18 protein-coding genes and 1 tRNA gene are annotated in these 17,103 nt (G+C 70.2%); 6 read left to right on the top strand and 13 right to left on the bottom strand.

Annotated elements, in window-relative coordinates:
- Nucleotides 1-87: 87 nt before the first annotated feature.
- The 5 genes from D8M34_RS02575 to dusB all read right to left on the bottom strand — a co-directional run bounded on the left by D8M34_RS02575 (nucleotide 88) and on the right by dusB (nucleotide 5,468).
- Nucleotides 88-163: transfer RNA gene (locus D8M34_RS02575), tRNA-Asn, on the bottom strand.
- A gap of 97 nt (nucleotides 164-260) precedes the next feature.
- Nucleotides 261-1,034: an ATP-binding cassette domain-containing protein gene (locus tag D8M34_RS02570; RefSeq protein ID WP_025103667.1), complete on the bottom strand. Its 774-nt coding sequence runs from the start codon at nucleotides 1,032-1,034 to the stop codon at nucleotides 261-263.
- A 36-nt stretch (nucleotides 1,035-1,070) separates the two neighbouring features.
- Complete coding sequence (gene dnaG / locus D8M34_RS02565; RefSeq protein WP_126893071.1) at nucleotides 1,071-2,939, bottom strand: DNA primase; 1,869 nt, start codon at nucleotides 2,937-2,939, stop codon at nucleotides 1,071-1,073.
- Nucleotides 2,939-4,324, bottom strand: coding sequence for a deoxyguanosinetriphosphate triphosphohydrolase (locus D8M34_RS02560; RefSeq protein ID WP_126893070.1), 1,386 nt, complete (start codon nucleotides 4,322-4,324; stop codon nucleotides 2,939-2,941). The genes dnaG and D8M34_RS02560 overlap by 1 nt, the downstream gene beginning before the upstream one ends.
- Nucleotides 4,314-5,468 (bottom strand): tRNA dihydrouridine synthase DusB, encoded by a 1,155-nt coding sequence (gene dusB / locus D8M34_RS02555; protein ID WP_126893069.1) that lies wholly within the window; start codon nucleotides 5,466-5,468, stop codon nucleotides 4,314-4,316. The genes D8M34_RS02560 and dusB overlap by 11 nt, the downstream gene beginning before the upstream one ends.
- 59 nt (nucleotides 5,469-5,527) lie before the next feature.
- Between dusB and D8M34_RS02550 the strand changes: the two genes are divergently transcribed.
- Together D8M34_RS02550 and D8M34_RS02545 are read left to right on the top strand one after the other, a co-directional pair.
- Nucleotides 5,528-6,022: a glutathione peroxidase gene (locus D8M34_RS02550; RefSeq protein WP_025103671.1), complete on the top strand. Its 495-nt coding sequence runs from the start codon at nucleotides 5,528-5,530 to the stop codon at nucleotides 6,020-6,022.
- 143 nt (nucleotides 6,023-6,165) lie between these two features.
- The gene (locus D8M34_RS02545; protein WP_164498156.1) at nucleotides 6,166-7,362 is read left to right on the top strand and encodes a metallophosphoesterase family protein; all 1,197 of its coding nucleotides are present in this window, start codon (nucleotides 6,166-6,168) and stop codon (nucleotides 7,360-7,362) included.
- A gap of 64 nt (nucleotides 7,363-7,426) precedes the next feature.
- On the opposite strand, the gene D8M34_RS02540 is transcribed toward D8M34_RS02545, so the two are convergent.
- Complete coding sequence (locus D8M34_RS02540; RefSeq protein WP_126893068.1) at nucleotides 7,427-8,101, bottom strand: DsbA family oxidoreductase; 675 nt, start codon at nucleotides 8,099-8,101, stop codon at nucleotides 7,427-7,429.
- Between the two features lie 52 nt (nucleotides 8,102-8,153).
- Here D8M34_RS02540 and D8M34_RS02535 point away from each other — a divergent pair, with 52 nt between their 5' ends.
- Complete coding sequence (locus D8M34_RS02535) at nucleotides 8,154-8,762, top strand: AAA family ATPase (protein WP_126893067.1); 609 nt, start codon at nucleotides 8,154-8,156, stop codon at nucleotides 8,760-8,762.
- Here D8M34_RS02535 and D8M34_RS02530 read toward each other — a convergent pair.
- Both D8M34_RS02530 and recO read right to left on the bottom strand, forming a co-directional pair.
- Nucleotides 8,705-9,505 (bottom strand): isoprenyl transferase, encoded by an 801-nt coding sequence (locus D8M34_RS02530; protein WP_062634275.1) that lies wholly within the window; start codon nucleotides 9,503-9,505, stop codon nucleotides 8,705-8,707. The genes D8M34_RS02535 and D8M34_RS02530 overlap by 58 nt on opposite strands.
- Nucleotides 9,502-10,245: a DNA repair protein RecO gene (recO, locus tag D8M34_RS02525; RefSeq protein ID WP_025103676.1), complete on the bottom strand. Its 744-nt coding sequence runs from the start codon at nucleotides 10,243-10,245 to the stop codon at nucleotides 9,502-9,504. The genes D8M34_RS02530 and recO overlap by 4 nt, the downstream gene beginning before the upstream one ends.
- Nucleotides 10,246-10,279: 34 nt before the next feature.
- Between recO and D8M34_RS02520 the strand changes: the two genes are divergently transcribed.
- Nucleotides 10,280-10,972 carry a trimeric intracellular cation channel family protein gene (locus tag D8M34_RS02520; protein ID WP_025103677.1) on the top strand — a complete coding sequence of 231 codons (693 nt, stop codon included), beginning with the start codon at nucleotides 10,280-10,282 and terminating at the stop codon, nucleotides 10,970-10,972.
- Between the two features lie 66 nt (nucleotides 10,973-11,038).
- Here D8M34_RS02520 and D8M34_RS02515 read toward each other — a convergent pair whose 3' ends face one another.
- Complete coding sequence (locus tag D8M34_RS02515; RefSeq protein WP_126893066.1) at nucleotides 11,039-11,752, bottom strand: TetR/AcrR family transcriptional regulator C-terminal domain-containing protein; 714 nt, start codon at nucleotides 11,750-11,752, stop codon at nucleotides 11,039-11,041.
- 66 nt (nucleotides 11,753-11,818) lie between these two features.
- Here D8M34_RS02515 and D8M34_RS02510 point away from each other — a divergent pair, with 66 nt between their 5' ends.
- Nucleotides 11,819-12,199 carry a VOC family protein gene (locus tag D8M34_RS02510; RefSeq protein WP_126893065.1) on the top strand — a complete coding sequence of 127 codons (381 nt, stop codon included), beginning with the start codon at nucleotides 11,819-11,821 and terminating at the stop codon, nucleotides 12,197-12,199.
- 73 nt (nucleotides 12,200-12,272) lie between these two features.
- Here D8M34_RS02510 and leuA read toward each other — a convergent pair whose 3' ends face one another.
- Nucleotides 12,273-14,027 carry a 2-isopropylmalate synthase gene (gene leuA, locus D8M34_RS02505; RefSeq protein ID WP_025103680.1) on the bottom strand — a complete coding sequence of 585 codons (1,755 nt, stop codon included), beginning with the start codon at nucleotides 14,025-14,027 and terminating at the stop codon, nucleotides 12,273-12,275.
- A 168-nt stretch (nucleotides 14,028-14,195) separates the two neighbouring features.
- Here leuA and D8M34_RS02500 point away from each other — a divergent pair, with 168 nt between their 5' ends.
- Nucleotides 14,196-14,843: a hypothetical protein gene (locus tag D8M34_RS02500; RefSeq protein WP_126893064.1), complete on the top strand. Its 648-nt coding sequence runs from the start codon at nucleotides 14,196-14,198 to the stop codon at nucleotides 14,841-14,843.
- Here the strand turns inward: D8M34_RS02500 and D8M34_RS02495 are convergent.
- The 3 genes from D8M34_RS02495 to D8M34_RS18945 all read right to left on the bottom strand — a co-directional run.
- Nucleotides 14,840-15,781, bottom strand: a complete 942-nt coding sequence (locus tag D8M34_RS02495; RefSeq protein WP_126893063.1) for a quinone oxidoreductase family protein — start codon at nucleotides 15,779-15,781, stop codon at nucleotides 14,840-14,842. The two genes, D8M34_RS02500 and D8M34_RS02495, sit on opposite strands and share 4 nt — an antisense overlap.
- Nucleotides 15,782-15,824: 43 nt before the next feature.
- Nucleotides 15,825-16,295 (bottom strand): hypothetical protein, encoded by a 471-nt coding sequence (locus D8M34_RS02490; RefSeq protein ID WP_085607737.1) that lies wholly within the window; start codon nucleotides 16,293-16,295, stop codon nucleotides 15,825-15,827.
- Nucleotides 16,292-17,103 (bottom strand): hypothetical protein (locus D8M34_RS18945; RefSeq protein ID WP_126893062.1); only part of this gene is annotated, 812 nt, incomplete at its 5' end. The genes D8M34_RS18945 and D8M34_RS02490, both read right to left, overlap by 4 nt.

Here is a 17,103-nt window from a genome sequence, read left to right as displayed (position 1 = left end):
CGAGGAGGGGCTCTTCCTGTGTCCCGCGGCGCAGACGAGCGGTTCGGGAACGAGAGAAGCCCCCTCCGTGGAGGGGGCTTCTCTCGTTGGCTCCCCGGCTTGGACTCGAACCAAGAACCTGCCGGTTAACAGCCGGCTGCTCTGCCAATTGAGCTACCGAGGAATGTGCGCCGCGGTGCGGGCAACTCGTCAAGCTTAGCAAACTCGAGACGCTGTTCGTGACACCGGGGCGCCTTCCGCGACCCTCGGGCGTGTCGCGCTCAGCGGCGGGAATCCGACTCCGCATTCGGCACCCAGAGCAGGTCCTTGCCGACGCCCCGCGCGACGACGTGACCCCCGCGCAGCATGAGCGTCTCCGCGTTCAGCTCGCGGATGAAGTCCGCGTCGTTGGTGACGAGGAGAGCCGCCATCCCCTCCTCCTTGCGGCGCCGGGTGATGGCGTCGAAGACGACAGGTCGAACCTCCAGATCGAGGTTCGCGAGGATCTCGTCGGCGATGAGCACCCGCGGCTCCAGCACGAAGGAACGGGCGATCGCGACGCGCTGTCGCATGCCCGCGCTGAGCTCGTAGGGGAACTTCGCGGCGGTCCCGAGCGGCAGGTGGAGCTCGTCGAGGAGCGTCGCCACCCGGATGGAGAGCGCCCGGGTGTTGACGCGCTTCTCCCGGATGAGGATCGGCTCGGCGATGACCTCGTTGACCGTCAGCTGCGGCGGCAGGTCCGCCCCGGCACCCTGCGGCACGAAGCCCGTGCGGTAGGTGAGGATGCGGTGCTTGCGACCCGGACGACGGATGTCGATGCCGCAGACCTGCGCCCGGCCGCCGACGACCCGCACCGAGGGATCGGTGGAACCCGCGAGCGCGGCGACGAGGGTCGACTTGCCCGAGCCGGTCGGCCCCGCGACGCAGATGAGCCCGCCGGGGGCGAGCGAGAACGTCACGCCGTCGACCGCGCGATTGGGCGTGCCGTGGCCGATCCGGTCGATGACCAGATCGGAGCACTCGATCGCATTCGAGGATTCGGGCGTGCGGGGCATATGTCCATCCTGCCGTCTCGTCCGGGACCGTTCCGGTTACGACTCGGCGAAGAACCGCTGCCGCTCCATGTCGATGTCCCGCAGCCGTACCCGCAGCGCGCGCCCGCCATCGGAGTCGGCAGGGACGCGCTGGACCGCGCCCAGCAGCTCCTGCTTCTCGTGCTCGAGCTGCCGCACCACCAGTCGTCGGGCGAGATCCGTCGCCGACGCCACCGCGCCGGCCTCGTCTCGTGCCGGGAACGGCGTCATCAGCAGCTCGCCCGCGAGCGAGCGGTACGGCTCGCGCACGCTGTTCACCGCGTCCGTCACCCAGCCGGGACGGCTGCGATCGGGGGCGGCGGCGACCGCCTCGCGCACGGCATCGAGGCCGGGGGTGCGGAACGGCTCCGCGAGCGCTCGCGTCAGCAGCGCCGCATCGATCTGGTGACCGTACTGCAGGGCGCCCATGAGCGCATCGCGCTCCACGGCGACGTCGGGTGAACGGGGCAGGCTGGCGAGCGTCACGGCCGCGACGACCGGCCCGCCCGTGGCGGGATCGACCCGCGGCGCGGCTTCCCGACGCGCCTGAGGAGCGGCCGCCTGCGCACCGCGCGCGGCGCGCTCGACCTCCCCATGCACCTCGGTCGGGTCCATGCCGAGTCGGCGTGCGAGTACCCGCTCGTAGCCGGGGCGCAGCAGGCGGTCGCGGATCTCCGCCACGATCGGGGCCGCGGCACGGAGGGCGCCGACCCGGCCCTCGACCGTGGAGAGGTCGAAACCCGCGAGCTTGCGGTCGATGGCGAACTCGAACATCGGCTGCTTCGCGTCCATGAGGCCGCGCACCGCCGCGTCCCCGCGCTGCAGCCGGAGGTCGCACGGGTCGAGGCCGTCCGGGGCGACCGCGACGAAGGTCTGCGCGTTGAACCGGTCGTCCTCCGTGAACGCCCGCAGCGCGGCCTTCTGTCCCGCCTCGTCGCCGTCGAAGGTGAACACCACCTCACCGGACGCGTTGTCGTCGCCCATGACCCGGCGGAGCACCTTGATGTGCTCGGCGCCGAACGCGGTGCCGCAGGTCGCGACCGCGGTCGTGAGCCCGGCGAGGTGGCAGGCCATCACATCGGTGTAGCCCTCGACGACCACGACCCGGCGCGGGTCGCCGCGGGCGATGTCGCGCTTGGCGAGGTCGAGCCCGTAGAGCACCTGGGCCTTCTTGTAGATCGGGGTCTCGGGGGTGTTGAGGTACTTGGGCCCCTGGTCGTCATCGAACAGCTTGCGGGCGCCGAAGCCGATGGTCTGCCCCGACACGTCGCGGATCGGCCAGACGAGGCGGCCGCGGAACCGGTCGTACACACCGCGCTGTCCCGTGGAGACGAGTCCTGCGGTGCTCAGCTCCTCGCGCGTGAAGCCCTGGGTGGACAGCGCCTTGAGCATGCCGTCCCATCCCCGAGGGGCGAAGCCGACGCCGAAGTGCGCCGCCGCCCCGGCGTCGAAGCCGCGCTCCCCGAGGAACCGGCGGGCCGCCTCCGCATCCGGCGACAGGAGCTGGGACCGGAAGAACTCCGCCGCGGCCGTGTTCGCCGCGTACAGCCGGCTGCGGCCACTGGTCTCCGGCGCCGCCCCTCCGTCCTCGTAATGCAGGGTGTAGCCGATGCGGCCCGCGAGCCGCTCGACCGCCTCCGTGAAGCTCACGTGGTCCATCGCGCGGAGGAAGGAGTACACGTCGCCCGACTCCCCGCAGCCGAAGCAGTGGTAGTAGCCGACCTGCTGACGCACGTGGAAGCTGGGGCTCTTCTCGTCGTGGAACGGGCACAGTCCTTTGAGGGACCCCACCCCCGCCGACTTGAGGGCGACGCGCTCCCCCACGATGTCCGCGATGTTGGTGCGGGCCTTGACCTCGTCGACGTCGGCCTGCCGGATGCGGGGCATCAGCGGGCGCCTTCTGCGACGGGCCGCCTCTCGACAGGCGTGCGCGCGCCGGGGCGCGCATGACGCGGCGTCCAGATGCCGACCTCCGCCGGGTCGATCTCCCCGACCAGGCGGTTGTGCCAGTCGATCGCACTCTGATCGGTCAAGCTCGCGATCTGATCCACGACGACCCGCGCCCGCTCCGCGTCGCTCTCGGCGGCGACGAAGTCGGCGGCGAACGCGGGCTCCAGCACGTCGGCGCCGGCCGACCACAGGGTGTCGGTCGACCACAGGGCGTCGGCCAGCCGCTTGAGGACCCTCCGCTGCTCCTTGTAGACGCCCTTCCGGGCATCGATCGTGACGATCGCCTGACCCATGATCCCCTTGAGAACCGCGATCTCGACCTCGACGACGCGGGGCACGATCACGTGCGCGTTGTAGCGGACCAGGCGCGTGCCCCCGAAGGCCTCCCGGGTGGCCGAGACCGCCGCGCGCGCGAACCGGCCGATGAGGTCGCTGGTGAGGTTCTTGAGCCGGGCGAGATCCTGTCGGGAACGGTCGAAGGACGCCAGCCACATCGGCTGCGAGGCGAGCCGGTAGAGGGCGTCGGCGAGTTCGTCGCGCGTGAAGTCGTAGCCGACCCACTGCTGGATCCGGCTGAGCAGGGCCTCGTGCGCCGCCGGGTCGGCGAGCTGCGCGACGTCGACGTAGCCGTTGACGATCGCGTCCTCGAAGTCGTGCACCGAGTAGGCGATGTCGTCGGAGAGGTCCATGATCTCGGCCTCGATGCAGCGCAGCCGCCCCGGTGCCCCGTCGCGCATCCAGCGGAACACGGCCTCGTCCTCCGGGTACACGCCGAACTTGAGCCGACCCCCCGGGTCGGGGACGGGGCTGTCGACGGTCCACGGATACTTGCAGGTCGCGTCGAGACTGGCCCGCGTGAGGTTCAGGCCGACGGAGGAGCCGTCGGCGTCGAGCACCTTCGCCTCCAGCCGGGTGAGGATGCGCAGCGACTGGGCGTTGCCCTCGAAGCCGCCGATGGCCGCCGCCCACTCGTTCAGCGCCCGCTCGCCGTTGTGGCCGAACGGCGGGTGGCCGAGGTCATGGCTCAGACACGCGGTGTCCACCACGTCCGCGGAGACCCCGAGCGCCGCGGCGAGCTCCCGGCCGACCTGCGCGACCTCGAGCGAGTGGGTCAGACGGTTGCGGGCGAAGTCGGCCGTGCTGGCGGGGCTGAGCACCTGCGTCTTCGCGGCGAGCCGCCGCAGAGCCGCCGAGTGCAGCACGCGCGCGCGGTCGCGGGCGAAGTCGTCCCGCTCGGAACGATGGGTCTCCGCGATGAAGCGCTCCGCGTCGCGCGGGTCATAGCCGTCGGCGCGCGCGCCGACCCGGGGGTCATCCGCCACTGTTCTCGATCTCCGCTCCACGCATCATCTCCGACGCCGACGAGGCGAGCTCGCGCGACTCCAGCCACTTCTCCGGAAGGGCCGTCTTCTTCGGGTGTCCCGCGCGACCGCGCTGCCCTTCGGCGTCCGCGCCGGGGTACGGAGCCGCACGGTCGAGTCGGCCCAGGAGGTCGTCGATCTCCTGCAGGCTCGACGCGGTGGCGAGGCCCGTGCGGATGTCGCCGCCCACCGGGTAGCCCTTGAAGTACCAGGACACGTGCTTGCGGATGTCGCGGCAGCCGCGATCCTCGTCCTCGAAGAAATCGACGAGCAGCTCCGCGTGTCGGCGGAAGGCGTCGGCGACGAAACCGAGGGTCGCGTCGACCGTCTTGCCCTCTCCCCCGAAGGCGAGAGCCAGCTGTCCGAACAGCCACGGACGGCCCAGGCACCCGCGGCCGACGACGACGCCGTCGCAGTCGGTCTCCGCCATCATGCGCACGGCGTCATCCGCCGACCAGATGTCGCCGTTGCCCAGCACGGGAATGCTGGTCACGGCCTGCTTGAGCTCGCCGATCGCACTCCAGTCGGCGTGACCGGAGTAGAACTCGCTCGCGGTCCGGGCGTGCAGCGCCACGGCGGCGGCCCCGGCATCCTCCGCGGCACGTCCGGCGTCAAGGAAGGTGAGGTGGTCCCGGTCGATGCCCTTGCGCATCTTGACGGTGAGCGGGATGTCACCGGCGGCCTTGACGGCCTGATCGACGATGTCGGCGAAGAGCTTCGACTTCCACGGCAGCGCCGCGCCGCCGCCCTTGCGCGTGACCTTGGGGACCGGGCAGCCGAAGTTGAGGTCGATGTGATCGGCGTGGTCTTCCGCGACGATGATGCGGACGGCCTCGGCGATGGTCTTCGGATCGACGCCGTAGAGCTGGATGGAGCGCGGCGTCTCGGACTCATGGTGCCGGATGAGACGCATCGTGGTCTCGTTGCGTTCGACCAGCGCGCGCGAGGTGATCATCTCGCTCACGTAGAGGCCGGCCCCGTACTCCCGGCACAGGCGTCGGAAAGCCGTGTTCGTGATCCCGGCCATCGGCGCGAGGACGACCGGCACGTCGAGGTCGATCGGGCCGATGCGGAGGGGGCGGGCGGTGGCGGTGGCGAGAGTCATGGCGTGTCCATTCTCCCAGACCCGGAGCCGGTGGGGATGCGGCGACCTAAGCTGTGCATATGACCGATCCCGCCCTCCGTTCCATCCCCTTCACCGACGCCCAGGGCCAGCAGAAGACTCTGGACGATCTCGGCGCCGACGTGGTGCTGGTGGTGAACGTCGCCTCGAAGTGCGGGCTCACCCCGCAGTACGAGCAGCTGGAGGAGCTGCAGCGGCGCTTCGGCGACCGCGGCTTCACCGTTGTCGGCTTCCCCTGCAACCAGTTCTTCGGTCAGGAGCCCGGTTCGGTCGACGAGATCCTCGAGTTCTGCTCCACGACGTACGGCGTCTCCTTCCCGGTGAACGACAAGGTCAAGGTCAACGGCAAGAACGCCGCCGAGCTGTACAAGGCTCTCAAGGAGACGCCGGATGCCGGCGGCAAGGCCGGCCGCGTCGAGTGGAACTTCGAGAAGTTCCTGGTGCTCCCGGACGGGGATGTGCTGCGCTTCCGCCCGAAGCAGAAGCCCGATGCGCCGGAGATCGTCCAGGCGATCGAGGCCGCGCTCCCCCGCTGAGCGTCGTTCACCTCCGCGTCACGCGCGCACCGCGTTCCGGCGCTCGACGAGGCCGCCCTCGTTCACCGTCCGGTCTCTCCGCGGACATCTGGCGTCCCTAGTCTCACCGCGGCGACACGCGCCGAAGACGAAGGAGACCACGAATGCCCGACCGACTGCCCCTCAGCCGGCGAACTGTCCTCACGGCCGGAGCGCTCGGCGCGCTCGGCACCGCCCTCCCCCTCGGAGCCGCTCCCGCCGCCGCGGTGACCGTCCCGGCATCGCCCGGCGCGGCCCAGGCGCGCACCCTGCGCTTCCGCGCGGACGGCACCTTCAAGGTCGTGCAGTTCAACGACACGCAGGACGACGAGCTCACCGACCGCCGCACCGTCGAGCTGATGGAGAAGGTGCTCGACCAGGAGAAGCCGGACTTCGTGGTCATCAACGGCGATGTGATCACGGGCGGGTGCGAGACGCGGCTGGCGGTGAAGCAGGCGATCAACAACGTCGTCATGCCGATGGAGTCCCGTCGCATCCCGTGGGCGGTCACCTACGGCAACCACGACGAGGACTCGCTGCCGCAGTCCGGCGTCGATGAGGCGGGGATGCTGCAGATCTACCGGTCGTACGAGTACAACGTGAACGCCGAGAACACGCGCGGCGTGACGGGCACGAGCAACACGATCGTGACGATCGGCTCCGCCGCGAAGAAGAACCGGGAGGCCTTCGCGCTCTGGCTGATGGACTCGGGCCGCTACGCGCCGGACGCCATCGACGGCCAGGACTTCGCCGGCTACCCGGCATGGGATTGGCTGCGCATGGACCAGGTCGCCTGGTACCGCGACCAGTCGCAGCGGCTGGAGCAGCGCCGAGGGCGCAAGGTCCCGGGCCTGATGTTCCTCCACATCGCCCTGTGGGAGCACCGCTTCATGTGGTGGGGCGGTGTGGACACCCGCACGGCGGCCGACGCCGCCCGCGGCAGGGCCCGCCACGGCATCGTCGGGGAGCGCAACGAGGACGAGTGCCCCGGGCCGTTCAACTCGGGGATGTTCAACGCGATCCTCGAGCGCGGCGACGTGAAGGGCGTGTTCGTCGGCCACGACCATGTCAACGACTACATGGGCGACTACTACGGCGTGATGCTCGGATACGCTCCCGGCACCGGCTTCGGCGCCTACGGTCTGGCCGGCGCGGAGCGCAATCGCCTCCGGGGCGGCCGGGTGTTCGAGCTGGCGGAGGCCGGCGAGGAGGTCACGATCGCCACGCGCGTCGTCTATGCGCGGGACCTCGGCATCGACCTGACGGCGAACGATCAGCCGATGGAGCCGCTCCCCCTCGGGCCGCGCCAGCAGCGCCTCTGAGCCCGGGCAGCAGAACGGCGGGGACCCCCGACCCGGGGTCCCCGCCGTCGTCTGTCGATGCGGGTCAGGCCTCGACGGCCGCGCTGCGCTGCGCCCAGAGGTCGCGGATCACGTTCTCGAACGCCGCCGGCGGCTGCGCGCCACTGATGCCGTACTGACCGTCGACCACGAAGAACGGCACCCCCTGGATCCCGTAGGCGCGAGCCTGCGCCTGGTCCTGGCGGACGTCGGCGAGGTACTGCTCGCTCTCGAGTGCGGCGCGGGCGCGATCGGCATCGAGGCCCACCTCGGCGGCGAGGGCGACGAGGTCGTCGATGCGTCCGACGTGCTTGCCCTCGGTGAAGTAGGCGGACATGAGCCGCTCCTCCATCTCGTGCTGGCGGCCCTCGGCCTTCGCGAAGTGCAGCAGCTCGTGCGCCTTCACGGTGTTCGTGTGCTGCAGCAGGTCGAACCGGTACTGCAGGCCTGCGTTCGCGGCGACGTTCGTGACGTTGGCCAGCATCTGCTCGACCTGCGTCCGCGGCATCCCCTTGTGCCCGGAGAGGAAGTCGATCTCGTCACCGTCGAAGTCGACCGGGGTGTCCGGGGAGAGCTCGAAGGAGTGGAAGGTGACCGTGACCTGCGGAGCGTCCTCGTCGGCGGAGACCGCCTCCAGCCCCTTCTCGAGGTTGCGCTTGCCGATGTAGCACCAGGGGCAGGCGATGTCGGACCAGATGTCGATGGCGATGGGTTCAGTCACACCGTGCTCAACCGTCCGCGCGTCCGACGTATTCCGTCAGTAGAATCCTCGGATGCTCGCCGCCGACGATCCCCTGCCCTTCCGTCCCGCACGGGTGCTCGTCGCCGGCGTCACCGGGTCGGGGAAGACGACTCTGTCCCGACGGCTCGCCGCCCTCTGGGACCTCCGTCACGTGGAGATCGACGGCCTGTTCCACGGGCCGGACTGGACCCCGCGGGCGGAGTTCCTCGACGACGTGCGCGCCTTCGCCGCGGAGGAGCGCTGGGTGACCGAGTGGCAGTACACGAGCAAGGGCACCGACGAGATCCTGACCCCGAGAGCGCAGCTCGCGCTCTGGCTCGACTACCCGTACCGCGTGGTGCGGTCGCGTCTGCTCCGGCGCACCCTCAGCCGCAGCATCCTCCGCACCCGGATGTGGAACGGCAACGTCGAGAAGCCGATCTGGCGGATGCTGGGGGCCCCGCCGGAGGAGAGCATCCTGGCCTGGCAGACGAAGACGCTGCGAACCTGGTCCGAGCGCTTTCCCGCGGTGCAGGAGCGCTTCCCCCACCTCACGATCGTGCGGCTGACGCATCCGCGCGAGACGGAGCGCTGGCTGCGGGCTCAGGCCGAGGTCGGGGTGTCCACGGCGCCGCCGAAGCGTCGGTCACGGGAGAGGTAGACCCCGATCGCGCGCCAGAGCTCCTCGCGCGAGAAGTCCGGCCACAGCGTGTCGAGGAACACCATCTCGGCGTAGGCCGACTGCCACAGCAGGAAGTTGGAGGTGCGCTGCTCCCCCGAGCTGCGCAGGAACAGGTCCACGTCCGGCATGTCGGGGACGTAGAGGTGACGACGGATCGTCTTCTCGCTGATCGCGTTGGGCTTCACCCGCCCGGCCGCGACATCGGCCGCGATGGCCCGCATCGCGTCGACGAGTTCGACCCGACCGCCGTAGTTGACGCACATGGTGAGGGTGAGCACGTCGTTGTCGCGGGTGAGCTGCTCGGCGTACTGCAGCTCCTTGATGACGCTCCCCCACAGGCGCGGCTTGCGCCCCGCCCACCGCACACGCACACCCCACTCGTTGAGCTGATCACGGCGGCGGTGCAGCACATCGCGGTTGTACCCCATGAGGAAGCGGACCTCCTCGGGGGAACGGGCCCAGTTCTCGGTGGAGAACGCATAGACGGAGAGGTGCTTAACGCCGGCCTGGATCGCGCCGGCGACGACGTCGAGCAGCACCTCCTCCCCGGCCTTGTGGCCCTCGATGCGGTTGAGGCCCCGGCGGTTCGCCCAGCGCCCGTTGCCGTCCATGACGATGGCGACGTGCTCCGGGACGGCCGGGAACGCGGGCGGGTACACGCCGGTCCAGTCGATCGGCCGATACGGCACGGCGTCCTTGTGCGTGTAGGGCTTCGGGCTCACCGTGCTCCTTCTCCGGGGGTGGACGACACGTGCGCGAGCGAGCGGATGCCCCGCTCCAGGTGCCACTGGGCGTACGCCGCGACGAGACCCGAGGCGGCGGCGGTGTCAGCGTGCGGCGCCGCGTCGATGAGGTCCCAGTCGCCGCGGATCAACGCGCGCAGCAGTGTCAGGGTCTTCTCGGCGATCCGCGGGCTCCCGGCGGGTGCATCGGCGTGGCAGACCAGGCCGCCCAGCTGCGCGACGAAGACGGAGTGCGGCCCCGGAGCCCCGCAGCGCGCGCAGTCCTCGAGGGACGGTGCCCACCCCGAGAGGGACATGACCCGCAGCAGGTACGAATCGAGGATGCTGCGCGGAGCGTGCTCGCCGCGGGACAGCGCCCGCAGCCCGCCGACGAGCAGGAGGTACTGCTCCGGGGTGGCCTCGGCGTCGCTGAGCCGATCCGCCGTCTCGACCATGGCGTTCGCGGCGGTGAACCGGTCGTAATGCGCGGCGATGTCCGTGCCGTAGGCTCCGAGCGACTCGGCCTGCTGCACGATGTCGAGCGAGCGGCCTTCGTAGAGCTGCACGTCGGCGACCATGAACGGCTCGAGGCGGGAGCCGAACTTCGACGAGGTGCGCCGCACGCCCTTGGCCACCGCGCGCACCTTGCCGTGCCGCCGGGACAGCATCGTGACGATGCGATCCGCCTCGCCCAGCTTGTGGGTGCGCAGGATCACCGCTTCGTCTCGGTAGGTGGGCACCCTTCGATTATCCTCCGTGCGCGACAATGGACGCGTGACCGAACCGCTCTTCACCATTCCGCTGTGGGCGGACCTCCTCGGCGTCGGCCTCGGCGGAGTGCAGGGCGCGATGTTCGCCGCCGGATTCCAGGGCCAGCGCCGGCTCGACTGGCTGGGCGTCGCGATCATCGGGATCATGATCGGCATGGGCGGCGGTCTCATCCGCGACATCCTGCTCGGACAGACGCCCGCCACCCTGCAGAACCAGTGGTACCTGGTCACGGCCGCGGGTGCCGCCCTGCTCGGCATGCTGCTGGCCGGACTCTTCACGCGGCTCAACACCGCGATCGTGGTGCTGGACGCCGTCGTGATCGGCATGTTCGGCGCCTTCGGGACGAGCAAGGCGCTCGCCTTCGGCATCCCGGAAGTGCCCGCGGTGTTCATCGGGGTCTGCGCCGCGGTCGGCGGGAGTGTGCTCCGCGACATGCTGATGGGCCTGCCGACGGCGATCATGCACGTCGGCTCGCTGTATGCCGTGGCCGCGGCCGCCGGATGCACGTTCATCGTCGTGGCGAACGCCGTCGGGATGCCCATCCCCCTCGCGGCCGTCATCGGCATCGTCGTGACCGCCGTGATCCGGATCCTCGCCGTGACGTTCGATGTTTCGCTTCCCGAGCAGCGCCGTCTCTACCGCCGCAAGGTCGCCGCCGAGACCGGTGCCATCCCGATCGTGAAGCCCCAGGACTGACTTCGAATCGCCCGATTGGCTCCATCCCGCCGCTGAATACGACCAATCGCGCGATTCGAACGACGATCAGGTGGCGGCGAGCCCATCGATCACGCGCGCGAGGCCGAACTCCCACGCCGTTCGAGCGTCGTAGGGCGCGCCCATGGCTTCGCCGGCAGCCTGGCCCACCGACCGGGCGAGCGGCAGGTCGTCGCCCAGGTAGGCCGCCAGACGCGGTGCCGCCTCCGCCCAGGAAGCCGCGAACGACTCGGCACTCTGCTGCTCCCGCATGCGGGCCGCCGCGGAGAGGGTGAAGTCCAGCACGAAGCTCAACGCCGCGTCGCGCTCCACGGCGCCGAGGCCGAGGCCGTCGAAGGCGTGGAGCTCCCGGTCGTACTTGGCGATGGTGCCGGGGCCGAGTGCGACCCGCGGATCCCGGACATCGATGAGCCACGGGTGGGTGCGGAAGAGGCGCAGGTTGTCCTCGGCGATCGCCCGAACCGCCGCACGCCATCCGGAGGCCTGCGCAGGCGCGACCAGCATCCTGGCGTGCATCGCGTCCGCCATCAGGACGAGCAGGTCGGCGCGGCTGTTGACGTGCGTGTAGATCGACATCGGCGTCAGGTCGAGGCTCTGCGCGAGAGACCGGATGGTCACCGCGCCGAGCCCGTCGGCGTCAGCCAACACGACAGCGCGGTCGACCACGTCATCCGTCGAATGACGCGCCTTCGGTCCGCGCTGTGGGGTCGCGGGAGCCACGGGGCTGTGCCGCCAGAGCAGATCGACGAGGTTCTTGGTCATCGGGAATAGCCTAGACCGCTCGCGCCGTAACACTGTACGCTGTACAGACTTTCGATAAGGAGAACCGTGAACATCACGCAGACCGCCCTCTCGCTCAACGTCCCCGACGTTGCCGCCTCCGCCGCCTTCGCCATGACGCACTTCGGGTTCGAGGAGGCGATGTCCGCGGAGGGCTTCGTCTCGTTGCAGCACCCGGGGCCGGTGCCGAACGTCATCTTCCTCGAGACGGGGCTGTCGACGTTCCGCCCGGAGGAGATCGCCGGATCCGCCGGTCAGGGAACTCTGATCGTCTTCGTCGTCGACGAGATCGACCAGGAGTTCGCCCGGATCGCCGCCGCGGGCGCTCGCGTGGTCACCCCTCCCGAGACCGAACCCTGGGGCGAGCGGTACTGCCAGTTCGCCGACCCCAACGGCCTCATCTGGCAGCTGGTGCAGTGGGTGGACTGATCCCCCGCTTCGAATCGCGCGATTGGCTCCATCCGGCGGCCGGAGACGACCAATCGCGCGATTCGAACGAGGCTCAGACGGCGGCCAGCTCCTGCTGACGGCTGCGGATCGAACGGTTCACACCCGAGACGATCGCCTTGAGCGATGCGGTGGAGATGTCGCCGTCGATGCCGACGCCCCACAGGCGCTGGTCGCCCACCTGCAGCTCGACGTAGGCCGCGGCCTGCGCGTCCCCGCCGGCACTGAGAGCGTGCTCCACGTAGTCGTAGACCGTGATGTCGAAGCCCTGACCACGCAGCACCTCGACGAACGCGGCGACCGGACCGTTGCCGTTGCCCGACACGGAGACCTCCTGGTCGTCGTCCCGCAGCACGACGTCGAGCACGACGTCGCCGGACATGTCGCTCCGGGTCTGCGTGGCGAGCAACTCGAACCGGCCCCACTTCGCCTCGGTGTCCACGGCGGGCAGGTACTCGTCGGTGAAGATCGACCAGATCTGCTCGCTGGTGACCTCGCCGCCCTCGGCATCCGTCTTGGCCTGCACGACCCCGGAGAACTCGATCTGGAGCTTGCGCGGCAGGTCGATCGCGTGGTCGGACTTGAGCAGGTACGCGACGCCGCCCTTGCCCGACTGGGAGTTCACGCGGATGACGGCCTCGTAGGAGCGACCGAGGTCCTTCGGGTCGACGGGCAGATACGGCACGGCCCATTCGATCTCGTCGACCGTCACGCCCTGCGCCTCGGCCCTGGCGGCCATGGCCTCGAAGCCCTTCTTGATGGCGTCCTGGTGCGAGCCGCTGAACGCCGTGAAGACGAGGTCACCGGCCCACGGGCTGCGCTCGGGCACCGGCAGCTGGTTGCAGTACTCGACCGTGCGCTTGACCTGGTCGATGTCGCTGAAGTCGATCTGCGGATCGATGCCTTGCGTGAACATGTTGATGCCGAGCGCGACGAGGTCGACGTTGCCCGTGCGCTCTCCGTTGCCGAACAGGCACCCCTCGATGCGGTCGGCTCCGGCCATGTACCCCAGCTCGGCCGCGGCGATCGCGGTACCGCGGTCGTTGTGCGGGTGCAGCGACAGGATCACGTTCTCCCGGTGGTTCAGGTGACGGCTCATCCACTCGATCGAGTCGGCGTAGACGTTCGGCGTCGCCATCTCCACCGTCGCGGGGAGGTTGATGATGACCTTGCGGTCCGGCGTGGGTTCGAAGATCTCGATGACCTGGTTGCAGACGTCGACCGCGAACTCCAGCTCGGTGCCGGTGTAGCTCTCCGGGGAGTACTCGTAGTACACCTGCGTGTCCGGGATCGTCTTCTCGAACCGGCGGCACAGCCGGGCGCCCTCGAGCGCGATGTCGATGATGCCCTGCTTGTCGGTGCGGAAGACGACCTCGCGCTGCAGAACGCTCGTGGAGTTGTACAGGTGCACGATGGCCTGCTTCGCACCGGCGATGGCCTCGTAGGTGCGGGCGATCAGGTGCTCGCGCGCCTGCGTCAGGACCTGGATCGTGACGTCATCCGGGATGAGGTTCTCCTCGATCAACTGACGCACGAAGTCGAAGTCGGTCTGGCTCGCCGAGGGGAAGCCGACCTCGATCTCCTTGTAGCCCATGCCGACGAGCAGCTCGAACATGACGCGCTTGCGCTCGGGCGACATGGGGTCGATGAGAGCCTGGTTGCCGTCGCGGAGATCGACCGCGCACCAGCGGGGCGCCTCGGTGATGCGGGCGTCGGGCCAGGTGCGGTCAGGCAGGTGGACGGCGATCTGCTCGTGGAACGGCCGGTACTTGTGGATCGGCATCGCGGACGGGCGCTGGGTGTTCTGCATGATGGGGCTTCTTCTCTTCGTCACAATGAACGGGCCAACACAAGCGCCGCGACGAGGAAGGCCCTAGCTCTAGGACTCGTCGCGGCAGCTAAGAAGAAGCAGACCGCCGAAAGGCATGTGGTCATGCTAGCACCTGAGACGATCCGTGCACGCGCGACACTGGTCGGTATGAGGTCCTTCCGCGATCGCTCTCCCCTCGCCGTCGGCGCCGCGACGGCTCTGCTGCTCCTGACCGGCTGCACCACCGCGCCGGGAGCGTCCGCACCGCCGACCAGCACGACGGTGCCGTCAGACACGCGCTGGGAGGAGGCGGAGCACGCGCCACCGACAGGACCCGTGGTCGGCACCGGAACCGTTCTCGACGAGTCCGGGGATGTCCGGCTGTGCCTCGGCGCGATCCGCGAGTCGTATCCCCCGCAGTGCGACGGTGTGCCGCTCGACGGGTGGAGCTGGGACGGCGTGGACGGCCGCGAGACGTCCGGAGAGACGCAGTGGGGGGCCTATGCGGTCACCGGTGCCTGGGACGGCGAGCGGTTCACGGTGACCGAGCCGCCTGCTCTCCTCGCGCTCTACGATCCGATGGCGCCGGAGGACCCCACCGGCGGCGTGGACGGCACCAGCACGGCGGAGGAGCTCGACCGCGTGCAGAACGACATCGCCGGCCGCCTCGGCGCGGAGGCTCTCGCACTGTCCATCGATCGCGGCTACGTCTGGCTCCAGGTCGTCTGGGATGACGGTTCCATGCAGAACGTCGCGGATGAGGAGTACGGCGAGGGCGTCGTCATCGTGACCTCGGCACTGCAGGAGATCGGCTAGCCCTCGGGGATCAGCGCGAGCTTGCCGCCCGGGTGCCCGGTGGCGAGGAGGCGATGGGCCTCCGGCGCCTCGGCCATCGGGAAGGTCCGTGCCACAGGGACCACGAGGTCGCCGTTCTGCGCCAGAGCGAGGAGTTCGCTGCGCACCTCGTCGCGGAACCGGGCGCTGTCCGGCATCGACCCGGCGATCGCGAGGAAACCCTCGGCGGACGCCCGTGACGGGTTCGCGATCGTGACGATCCTCCGGCGGTCCGCCACCAGGCTCAGGGAGACGTCGACGGCTTCGTCGGTCCCCACCGCATCGAGAGCCGCGGCGACCGGACCGTCCGCCAGCGCGCGCACCCGCTCCGCGAGCCCGGCACCGTAGGCCACGGGGATGCCGCCGAACCGCCGCACCTCGTCGAAGCGCTCAGGGCTCGCCGTACCGATCACCCGGACGTCCCGCAGCCGGGCCTGCTGCAGCACGCTGACCCCCACCGCACCGGACGCTCCGTGCAACAGGATCGTCTCCCCCGGGGCCGCACCGGTGACGGCGAGCATCTCGGCAGCGGTCGTGCCGACGAGCAGGAGGTTCGCCGCCTCGGGGTGCGCGAGCGTCGTCGGCTTCGCGAAGACCGTGGCAGCCGGCACCGTGAGCTCCGTCGCGTACCCGCCCCGGACGCGGAAGGCCACGACCTCGTCGCCGACCCCGGCGTCGCCCGAGCCGATGCGGGTCCCGGGGCCGATCGCCACGAGCTCACCCGAGACCTCGTACCCGATGGCGACCGGGAACTCGAGCCCCGGCCGAGCGGCCGCCACATGCTTCGCGTCGGCCGGATTCACCCCGGCGGCGCGCACCCGGATCGTGACCTCGCCCTGGCGCGGCGGCGCGGGCACGTACTCCTCGAAAGCCCACGACTCGGGAGGCCCGGCCGTCGTCGCCACCCAGTGCTTCGCCATGCCCTCGCCCCTCATCGTCTCCTGTACCGGCCCGCCCCGGCTCTCAGAGGAAGCAGCGGATGTTGGTCGCGGAACCCGAGACGTTGCCCCAGGCATTGGCGTTGACGGTCGCGAGCACCGAGGCCCCGTTACGCACCTGCATGTACCCCGAGGTCCGCGCGTTCGCCGCGGAACGTGTGGCGAACGACGACGGGATGGTGATGGTGGTGCAGCTCCCCCAGCTCAGCATGCCACCGCCGAGGTTGGAGGCGTTGTACGCGCAGATCCGCCCGGTCGCGCAGGAGCCGACGGAGCGCGCCGCGACCCGCGACGACGCCGGGGCCGGTCGGTACTCCATGTCGAGTTTCGGCCAGACGGCGCTGCCGCCGTCGGTCACCACACCGCCGGGAACCTCTTCGAGCAACTGGGAGAGCTGGGGATCGACGGGCTCCTCGGCTGCCGCGACGGTGGGGCCGCCGGTCACGACGAGAGCCAGGGCCACGAGAACCGCGGTCAGCGGGCGCGAGTGCTTCATTGCACGACCTCCTCAGGGATGTCCCACATCCGGTAGTCCACGACCGCACCGGCCGGGAAGACGCCGTCGTCCTTCAGGACGGTTCGCTCGATGCCGACGATGCGGCCGGTGTCGAGGGACACCAGAAGGTCGTCGCTCACGATGCCGTCCGCGGACAGCACGCGGATACCGGCGACAGGACGCCCGAGGCGGTCGGTGGACTCGCCGAGCGCCTGCGCTCCTCCGGAGGCCTCGATGAGCGTCAACACCTCGGCGTGCTGCGCGTTGGTGAGCGTCCACTGACCGAAGACCGAGGTGAGGGCGGTCACCACCTCGAAGGCCGTCGGGTCGTCCGGCATGTCGAACGCCTCCAGGAGCGCCCGCACGTCGGCGGCGGACTCCCCCGGCGCGGCGACGACCGGGGTCTCGAACTCGCCGGGGGCGAAGGTCACGCGCGAGGCCACCTCGCCGCTGCTCACGATCTCGGAGTCGCCGTTCGCGACCGCGTCCTCGGGATCGTAGGGGACGCCGTTGATGGCGAGGGCTTCCCCGGAGAGGTCTTCCCGCCAGGTGAACGTCGAGAACTGCGGCATGACCTCGGTGCGCCCCGTGTCCATCTCCGCGTTGAACGACCAGGACGCGGTCCGCACCGAGCGCTCCGGGTCGGCGGGCGGCGCGAACACCGTCAGCTCGGTCTCCGCGTCGGCCACGATGTCGCTCAGCGAGCCGGTGCTCTCGAAGACCAGCGGCGACGGAGCACCCGCGACGGCGGACTGCGGCGGAGTGAGGGCCGCGAAGGCGATGGCGACCGCCGCGGCGGCGGCGGTCA

This window comes from Microbacterium sp. HSID17254, from assembly GCF_003989315.1.
Classification (GTDB): domain Bacteria; phylum Actinomycetota; class Actinomycetes; order Actinomycetales; family Microbacteriaceae; genus Microbacterium.
Note: the sequence above shows the minus strand (reverse complement) of the source record. Positions and strands in the feature narration are given on the sequence as shown.